The organism is Moritella dasanensis ArB 0140, assembly GCF_000276805.1.
GTDB lineage: Bacteria > Pseudomonadota > Gammaproteobacteria > Enterobacterales > Moritellaceae > Moritella > Moritella dasanensis.
In genome coordinates, this window is the sequence record NZ_AKXQ01000048.1 from 1 (window position 1) to 9,275 (window position 9,275).

General features: G+C 37.1%; 7 protein-coding genes and 1 pseudogene. 3 read left to right on the forward strand and 5 right to left on the reverse strand.

Features of this window, described 5'->3' with window-relative positions:
* A partial coding sequence (locus tag A923_RS0121675) for an SDR family NAD(P)-dependent oxidoreductase (RefSeq protein WP_017223780.1) occupies positions 1–437 on the forward strand: 437 nt, incomplete at its 5' end.
* Positions 438–662: 225 nt separating this feature from the next.
* Here A923_RS0121675 and A923_RS0121680 read toward each other — a convergent pair.
* A complete protein-coding gene (locus tag A923_RS0121680; protein WP_017223781.1) occupies positions 663–1,457 on the reverse strand; it encodes a VWA domain-containing protein in 795 nt (264 codons plus the stop codon).
* Positions 1,458–2,142: 685 nt separating this feature from the next.
* Here A923_RS0121680 and A923_RS22670 point away from each other — a divergent pair.
* On the forward strand, positions 2,143–4,161 hold the full coding sequence (locus tag A923_RS22670) for a WYL domain-containing protein (protein ID WP_017223782.1): 2,019 nt from the start codon (positions 2,143–2,145) through the stop codon (positions 4,159–4,161).
* An 894-nt stretch (positions 4,162–5,055) separates the two neighbouring features.
* Positions 5,056–5,448: a 3TM-type holin gene (locus A923_RS0121690; protein ID WP_017223783.1), complete on the forward strand. Its 393-nt coding sequence runs from the start codon at positions 5,056–5,058 to the stop codon at positions 5,446–5,448.
* A gap of 151 nt (positions 5,449–5,599) precedes the next feature.
* On the opposite strand, the gene A923_RS0121695 is transcribed toward A923_RS0121690, so the two are convergent.
* The 4 genes and pseudogenes from A923_RS0121695 to A923_RS0121705 all read right to left on the reverse strand — a co-directional run bounded on the left by A923_RS0121695 (position 5,600) and on the right by A923_RS0121705 (position 8,823).
* Positions 5,600–5,791: a hypothetical protein gene (locus A923_RS0121695; RefSeq protein WP_017223784.1), complete on the reverse strand. Its 192-nt coding sequence runs from the start codon at positions 5,789–5,791 to the stop codon at positions 5,600–5,602.
* Positions 5,792–6,396: 605 nt separating this feature from the next.
* Positions 6,397–6,499, reverse strand: a pseudogene (locus A923_RS23335) (transposase); the annotation flags it as partial.
* A 108-nt stretch (positions 6,500–6,607) separates the two neighbouring features.
* On the reverse strand, positions 6,608–8,287 hold the full coding sequence (ilvD, locus tag A923_RS0121700; RefSeq protein ID WP_017223785.1) for a dihydroxy-acid dehydratase: 1,680 nt from the start codon (positions 8,285–8,287) through the stop codon (positions 6,608–6,610).
* Positions 8,288–8,379: 92 nt separating this feature from the next.
* Positions 8,380–8,823, reverse strand: a complete 444-nt coding sequence (locus A923_RS0121705; RefSeq protein WP_017223786.1) for a SirB2 family protein — start codon at positions 8,821–8,823, stop codon at positions 8,380–8,382.
* Positions 8,824–9,275: the final 452 nt, after the last annotated feature.

Below are 9,275 nucleotides of genomic sequence, written 5' to 3' on the forward strand. Positions count from 1 at the left end.
CTAATCTGCAAACAGCACAAACCAACTTTATTGCGGCGCTGGCACAGTGTGAAGCGGCGCTAGAAATCTTTAGGGCGCAAAATGCTGGGCATCTAGTGACTATTTCTTCTATCAGTGCTGTACGAGGATTCCGCCGTGCGTTAACTGTGTATGCAGCCACTAAAGCAGCACTAACATCATTAACTGAAGGCATTAGGATTGACGTGATGGATACGCCAATCAAAGTGAGTTGTGTCCATCCTGGATTTATTCGCACTGAAATGAATGAAAAAGTAAAAACAGCCCCTTTCATGATAGATGCTGAAGCGGGTTGTAAAGCGATAGTGAAAGCAATTAATAAAGAAAAAGCTAATAGCTATGTACCAAGTTACCCTTGGGCTATTATGCATTTATTACTACGTGTGGCTCCTACGAGTTTGATTCGAAAAATGAGTTAATACGCTATAGTTACTGCTTCAATAGTTAATCAGGTTTCAACTCCCACCAACACAACAACGCATGCTATGGTGAACGAGAGCGTCAGTTAAAAGTCTTTATGTAGCCAAAATCTAATGGTTACTTCTATCGAATGGATCTGTAACCCTAAGCGAATGTTGTCTACCTTCGGCTTAGTGCAATAACGCTAAGCCGAATTTGCCCCGTTTTCTTGGATCGTGGAGTGCTTAGATCATTCCTTTTTCTGATGCGCTTTTTATCCAGTCCGGATATTCGTTAAGTAAGCGCGAATAAAGTGCTGAGTCATCTATCGATGCAATGTCATTGATGTGTGCAAAGCCTGCATTATCTAAATATCGGTTAGGTAAATCGTCAAGTTTCATCAGATAAGGAAAACTTTCTTTGCCGATGCCTATAAATTGGAAGAAGATAGATTCTTTAGATAGATTTGTTATTAAGTCCGTTGATTCTTTTTTGTCAGAGTTGTTTCCGTCGGTGATAAATATGACGAATACTGGTTCTGCGCTGTTACCTTGGTACTTATTTTTAATCATTTCAAGAGCTGTCGCGTACCTCGTTGCTTCTATAATCGAATAGTTGGCTAGTATCTCGCGCTCAACATAACAATCTAGATCGTCTACCGAAACGTTTGGTAATTGGTACGCTCTGGTACCAAAAAGCATTAAATCGATACATCCGTCATCATCAAAATTAATGGCCAGTCCGAGGATTCTTTCTATCAATTCCTGCATGACGCCGCTTTTAAATAATCGGTTCATCGATTTAGATATATCGAGTACTAATACAACTTGGGATTTAGTTGTGCCCAGTCCTTGTTTATCTATTTCGGCTTTGGCTTTCTTTGTTAGGTCAACAATGCTTTTTTTTAGGGTGATGGGTGCTGACGCTGTCTTATTTGTGCTGTTTTTTGTATTTCTTTTAACTAAGTCGATGGTGTATTCCTCAACTATTTCATCATTTTTATTCGTGTTTTTTTTGATATTTCGGCTTAAGTCGATCATTTTAGTTCCTTTATCCAGAATATATTTACTATTAATAATCTAGCGTCATGTTATCTATTTGATTTTTTGATGTGATACTTATGCAGGAACAATAAAGTTGACCAGTGCTCTCACATTATAATGAAGTGGTAGCGTGAACGTGGCCATTTGCATCGAATATTCCAATAAAAACCTTATCTTAATAATTATAAATAGAAGTAAGTGTACTAACAAGGTCTTGTCACTGAATGGCTTAGGATGTCGCTATAAGCCGAAAAGCCTCAAAGCAGCTAGATAATTTAATCAATCATCATATGATCATATCGGTTTGTCATATATTTTCTCATGTGAAGGGGTGAAGAGATTAGTCATATCACAACTGCACACGCGATTTCCTTCCCTATAGCGACTTGTATCTCATATTACAAACACATTAGAAGCAATCTTTTAAATCAAAGTTAACGTGAAAGTGAGATTTACCAAAATACTGAAAAATGGTCCATCCAGAATTACAGGTTAAAATTGGTTTTAAAGGGGGGAAATAAGCGTTAGAGAGAACTTTTTGCCTGAGTAGTGAAATGATTACGTAATTTGTGCGTATAATCACCTTTATGCTCAATAGGCCGTTCAGGGACGGTTTTAGCCCTAGATCTAAATTAGGAAGCTAATTTCAATGAACCACTACACAACTATGGATATTTTATAAGTGCCAAATTATAAATTCTTTTTTATTTTAATGTTATTGATACCCTCTTTGGTAAATGCAAATCCCACGAATTTAGTTGCACTATTCATTTCAGATCAAAACATACCGAGTACTACAGGATCGGCTTTGGATAGTGAAACCGGAACATTAAAAAAATATTTTATTCATAATAATAAAGATATTTCTATACATTGGTTATACCAAGTAGCTAATTCTAGAGGAGAGAAGGTTTCTTTAATTAGAAAAACTAACGATAGCTATATAATTCTAGATACTATTAATATTGAAGGGATTTCTGAAGTAATTGATTTCAGATTAAATGGGTTAGTTCTTACTCATAAAGGGTATCAGGAAAAAGATCCTAGATGCTGCCCTAAGCTCATCATGAATAAAATATTTCACATAAAAAATAATGAGTACATATTAGATCAATCAACCACTTTTAATGATGGCTATATTGCATATGAGCATGGAGAATATCAAGTAGCATTTGAAATATTTAAACAACTTGCGGAACACGCTGATGCTGATTCTCAACATAGTTTGGCCGTCATGTATGCCAATGGTGATGGTGTCTTTGTTGATGATAAAAAAGCAGTTGTGTGGAATAGAAAAGCAGCAGAACAAGGCAATGCTAAAGCTCAAAATGATTTGGCATTTGCATATGAGTTTGGTAATGGCGTTCTTGAAGATAATGAAGAGGCGGTTAAGTGGTATCAAAAATCGGCAGCACAAGGTTATGCCAAAGCTCAATATAATTTAGGTAGCTTGTACTACAATAGCCATGGCACTCTTAAAGATAATGAGAAGGCGGTTAAGTTGTTCCAAAAGGCGGCTGAACAAGGTGATGTTAATGCTCAAGCTATGTATATAAAAATAAAGGGTATACGTAGTGAACGGGCTGCTGAGCCAATAGATCTTAAGTATGATGGGAGCAACAATAATAATGGTCCAAATTATAGTTCCAATCAAATTGGTAAATCTAAATCTTCGATTGTAAGCTACATATTTTTGATGTTTTTATTATATATTTTTTTTAAAATAAGGTTATTTGAGTTCATACGACCCACATTTAGATTTTTTGTAGAATTCATATTGTTTATCATTAAGCTGCTAAAAAAATTGTTCTATCCTAATTATTTTAACAGACTTAAAACGTTACGTAAAAATAAAATAAATACGCCTGAACCTAATTCTAAGAGTTACAATCCAGAAGATTATAAGTATAAAAACCCGTCTTTTTTATCATATAAAAAATTAATTCCAACTTGGTATAATTATGGGTTATCAACAGATGATATTGTGTGTCATTTAAAAACAAAAGGAATTATTGTTAGTGAAAATGAAATACGAAATCTAGCTAAATCCCATAAGTACAACAATACATTACCGATTTTAACTAGACCCTCTGAAAAGTTGAGCAACGTAACGCAGCCAGATCTTTTGCATTCTCAAACTAGTGCATGTAATTTTATCGAGAGCTGTAAAGTCACTTGGAATAAAGAACCTTTTGAAGTCGAATTTGAATATAAAAAAGAAAGTGGGGAAACAAGTAAGCGTCGAGTACACCTTTCACATGTTTTAAATAAAAGTGGAAATAATTACCTTTATGGTGTGTGTCAATTACGCCAAGAATATCGTGTGTTTCGGTTATCTAGAATAACTGGGGCAATATATGTTGATGAAAATGAATTCACGCGACGTCAATTTATGACCTACATTCGTAAAAATAATCGACCTTTAGAGAGCGAATATAAAAAAAACGCTCCACAAATACCAAGTTTTATTTTACCAGTAGAAGTCCAGTTTGATTATTATAATGGCAATGGGGGGGCTCGCCCATGCCGAGCAAAATTAAGTAAACTTATTCATAAAAAAAACCGCCGATATTTGACGGGAATAGAGTTGCCAGCGGGTCAAGTTAAGGAGTATCGAACTGACCGTATCGCAAGTAGTGTTACTATCAATGGAAAAGAATTAAGTCGTAAAGATTTGATTATCGCATTTGCAGTGGAATAGTTTATTGCTCTACAAGATTAGGATCTAACGCCACTGCGCATAACATGCGCAGTGGGAGTAAATGGAATCACGTGCGCTGCAAAATCTAATGCGTATTACCTCGGTTTGTACAATAGCACTAAGCCTCCTATCACTTCTTGAGGGGTAGTTCTAAGCCAATGTTGTCCAGATATGGTTTAGGCTGTCATCCAACTGTATTGCCAATTCAATACTACCTTTATACTAAACAAACACATAACGACATTGAAATAGATTTCGATTGGGTAGAGTGGTTTGGTTATCTCGCCTCGCTAGTTGTACTTGTGTCCTTGACAATGACATCAATAATAAAGCTACGGGTCATTAACTTCATTGGTTTTATTCTGTTTACTTCTTATGGCGAATTAATTCGACCGAAGAACAGTTCAAGCTGATTGTTGCAGCGGTTCATTCTGAATATTTTGAGCATTTTATTTCAACAAATCAGAGTGACATTGAACGGCAGACCACGGTAGATGAACTTCGAGAAACCAATACCGTGATTTTAAGTTGGCGGATTATTACTATAAGTCGCACCCCGATGTACTCAAACACAGAGGGGTCAATACGCTGGTGGCTAAACCAACGACGTAGGAACATAGAGCTTACTTACTCAAAGTGGGTTTTCAGATTGTGGATGGCACTGAAGGGGTTTATCAGAAACAACTTTAAGGGGGAGTTAGTATCCTCCTAATAATGTAGATCTTAGTTAGTCATAACATCCACTGTAATTTAAGTCACATCTAGTACCTACCTTTTTGTAAAATAGCATTAATAACACGCTTTAATACATGAATATGACAGTCGGTGTTCTACTTGTACGGAACCCGATAGATCATTGAGCGTTGTACTTTAATATGGAAGTTAGGTGGGACGATGAGCTTTTGGACAAAACTATTTGGTGGCGCTGCTGCACAGCCAATTGATGCATTGGGTTCTGCAGTGGATAAAATATTCACTAATGATGAAGAACGAATGCAGGCACAAGCGGTGCTCGATAAAATAGCGCAGCAACCAGCCATTCTACAGACCGAGATTAATAAGCTTGAAGCTCAGCATCGTTCACTATTTGTCGCCGGTTGGCGTCCTGCAATTGGTTGGGTATGCGCTATTGGTCTAGCTTTTCCTTTCATCTTAAATCCGTTAATAGAGTGGGCTGGTGGCACTGGCCCTAAAATCCCAATGGATCAACTCATGGAGTTAGTCGTGGCACTACTTGGGCTTGGCACATTGCGAACATTTGAAAAGCTGGCGGGCAGGGCAAAATAACAGGCATGCGTTTATCTTGTAGCCTTTAATCGCGAGATCAAAAACGGTATCGACAATAGGTAAAAATCTACTCTCTGGCGGTTAATATTTATTAATACTAGAAACAAAAAACGCCAGCAAATGCTGGCGTTTTAAAGATTAATGTCAATTATTACATCATACCGATATCACGTAGTAGATGCGGCGATAAGCCTTTTAATTGAATATCTAATGATGTTTCTTTTTTATTACTAAATAAAATGTCTTTAGTGTGTTTAATCAGTCCTTTGATAGAAACAGCATAAGCTTTTTTATCTAAAGCCAAATCTTGTGGGATCATATTGATGTGCGCTGCGTGTGACATGTTAGCCTCTACCTGAATTTAATAATTTATGTTTTAACTGGGTGATGTATTTGCTCATCTGTTGAACATAGTAGCGCATTAAATAACCATGCAATAATGATAAAAATTATTAATAAGCATTAGTTTTACTTATGTATTTGACGCCGCCAGCCGCTTAATAAATAATCATTCACTTTAATTGCATATAAATTGGGTTATTTACTCCAAAGGTAGTTAAAGTAAGCGCTTGTTACATTATTTTAACAATTTTACATTGTTAAAATAGCCATAATATAGCAATAAAAATTAATTCTGAGTCTTTAATCTTCAACATAGATTAATTTAATTCATTAGATATACTATTGCATTGAATTACGATTTACATACGTATTTCGTGTATTTTTTAGTGAATTGAAATTATTTGGTCGATTTTATTAACATATAAAAGAAATAAGTGACTTGCACTTATGTAAACGTTAATTTAGAGGCATAAAATTCAGCGGGATATTCATTATGTTTTATCCGCCCAATCTAGTCAGATAAAAATGTGCGGTTCAGTAATTTTAGAAACTAACTATTCAGCCATACCTAAATAAGCCAACACAAAAAACCAAATTACTGGGTGTAGTGGTTCCATCATGATAGGGAGTTTTAAGTTGGTAACGAACGTTCCCGTAAGTAGTTAATGCCAAGTTTTTTTGATACCGCAGTGCGGGTAATATAACGACATCACTCATTAATTGTCTGGCTAAAGACGGCGATACGATAGCCAAACAATGAGTATGTTTAAATTGTATTTTAATGTCGTTAAATTTTTTTAACTTAAATATAATTACTTTAATCTGGCCTATCGGTTACCGCACCCGTTGATGCAGAGCTTACTGTTCTTGCATATTTTGCGAGTAACCCACGTGTATATTTAGGTGCTGGTTGTTTCCAATTAGACTTCCTTTGAGTCATTTCTTGGTCGCTAATATTAAGCGTCATTTCACGATTTTCTGCATCAATGGTAATACTGTCGCCATTCTTTACCAACGCAATGGCACCACCTTCATATGCTTCCGGCGTGATATGCCCTACAACAAAACCTCGGCTGCCACCTGAAAAACGTCCATCTGTAATGAGTGCAACATCGTTGCCTAATCCTTTGCCAATAATAGCAGCTGTAGGACTCAACATTTCTCGCATTCCAGGGCCACCTCTTGGTCCTTCGTAGCGAATAACAACCACATCACCGGCGACGACTTGTCCATCCATAATGGCTGAAAAACCTTGTTCTTCGGAGTCATATACTTTAGCTGTACCTGTGAAGCTTAAGCCTTCTTTACCTGTGATTTTTGAAACCGCACCTTCAGGCGCTAAATTACCGCTGAGTATAACTAAGTGGCTGTCTTTTTTAATGGGTTTATCAAAAGGTAAAATAATAACCTGTCCGTCAGGATAATCAGCAACCTCAGCCAAATTTTCGGCCATGGTTTTGCCTGTTACGGTCAAACAATCACCATGAAACATACCTGCATCTAATAACCGTTTCATCAAAGGCTGAATGCCGCCGATTTCAATTAACTCAGACATTAGATATTGACCACTAGGACGTAAATCAGCAACCACTGGCGTTTTTTCACCAATGCGTACAAAATCATCTAATGTCACTTCAACCCCTACCGTGTCTGCCATGGCAATTAAATGCAGTACCGCGTTGGTTGAGCCTCCTAAGGTAATGATGAGCGTGATGGCATTTTCAAATGCTTTTTTGGTCATAATATCTGAGGGTTTAATATCATGTTCAAGCAAGTGAACAATCGCTTTTCCTGCGTCGACACAATCTTGTTTTTTCTGCTTTGAAATTGCATTTTGCGCAGAGCTATTAGGCAGGCTCATGCCTAAAGCTTCAATCGCTGAGGCTAACGTATTCGCTGTATACATGCCACCGCAAGAGCCCGGTCCGGGAATCGCTGTTTTTTCAATATGATCTAATTGAGTGATAGGAATGTCACCGTTGGCATAACTGCCTACCGCCTCGAATACTGAAACGATATCGGTATGATCTTCACCAGGCATGATGGTGCCACCATAGACAAAAATAGAAGGCCGATTAAGGCGTGCAAGTCCCATTAAACACCCTGGCATATTTTTATCACAACCGCCAAGCGCGATAATACCGTCGTGTCCCATGCCTGCCGAGACAGCCTCGATGGAATCGCAAATTACTTCCCGTGATACCAAAGAATACTTCATACCTTCTGTGCCCATTGAAATGCCATCCGACATCGTAATGGTATTATAAATAACGCTTTTAGCGCCCGCGCTATCAACACCTTTACCCACTTCTTCTGCAAGCTTGTTGATGTGCATATTACAGGGCGTTACCATTGACCAAGTTGAGGCAATGCCAACCTGTGATTTTTTGAAATCTTCATCGCCAAAACCAACGGCTCTCAACATAGAGCGACTAGGGGCTTGTGCTACACCATCGACGATTTTTTGTGAATATTTACGTGGCTTATCTGCACTCATAGCTTGATATTCCTTTTCAGCTTCAATAAATGCAAAATAGAACGGGTTGTTAACCTAGCTCGGATTAAAAAATCTAGCTCGGATTGAAAAAGCTAGCAAACAGCAGCCAGCGAAGTCTGCGTTAACTCAATAAAAGCATTCGTCTCTTCGCTCATGCCTTTTATTTTAATGTGATCAGCAAAACCAAGTCGCGCGGTCATGAATAACCAAAAGATAGCACTAATTAAGCCCACAATTCGCCACGCTGTTTTTTTTGCCCATTTGAGTGCAAGCGTAATAGACAATACATAGAATACGAACCCTGCTAATTTAGATGACGCCCAGCCATTAACAAAAGGATACAAGTTAAGTGGATTTACTATGACCAAATAGATAAAGGTACAGATAAAAAGGGCATATAAAATATGTGGTCCAATTTTTAGTAATTTATGATTAACCTTGTCAGATCCTTTCATGGTTAACGCAAAGTTAATAATGAAAAAGATAAACGTCAGCGCGATTAAAGTTAGATGGGTATGTTTCACTATCATGTACATGTTGTTGGTTCCTAAAATTAATTATATTTCATCATTCATTATATAGTCTGGTTGGATCATTAAAAACCATACATATTGTGTTCCTTTGATCGTTAGATAAAAGGTCAGTGTGCTTTATCGCGCAGTTGAACTTTAAACAAGGTAGGTCGTTATGAGTGAGAGGTGTTGTTGCGTTAAGTAATATTTCCCATCACTTTATAGCCTGATATGAAATCATCGTTTAATGGGGTCGGTAATAATCAGATAATTAATTATCGTGATACCGTACTGTTAAACCAAGTTCAGCATCAAAGGTAGCGATGAGATAACTATAGATATGTTATAAGTTTTAGCGCACAAAACAGAACTATTTAAAGCGCTCAAGAAGGCGATGATTTGATAATGAATTATCGACTTGTTACTATTAAGAGACTTTAAATGACTGAGATATAAGATATGACACGGAAGAACAT

What these genes read in the sequence shown, in the direction of transcription:
- A923_RS0121705 (WP_017223786.1), bottom strand. Translation starts at nt 8,823, where the DNA reads ATGTACATGATAGTGAAACATACCCATCTAACTTTAATCGCGCTGACG.
- A923_RS0121695 (WP_017223784.1), bottom strand. Translation starts at nt 5,791, where the DNA reads ATGTCACACGCAGCGCACATCAATATGATCCCACAAGATTTGGCTTTA.
- A923_RS0121690 (WP_017223783.1), top strand. Translation starts at nt 5,056, where the DNA reads ATGAGCTTTTGGACAAAACTATTTGGTGGCGCTGCTGCACAGCCAATT.
- A923_RS0121680 (WP_017223781.1), bottom strand. Translation starts at nt 1,457, where the DNA reads ATGATCGACTTAAGCCGAAATATCAAAAAAAACACGAATAAAAATGAT.
- ilvD (WP_017223785.1), bottom strand. Translation starts at nt 8,287, where the DNA reads ATGAGTGCAGATAAGCCACGTAAATATTCACAAAAAATCGTCGATGGT.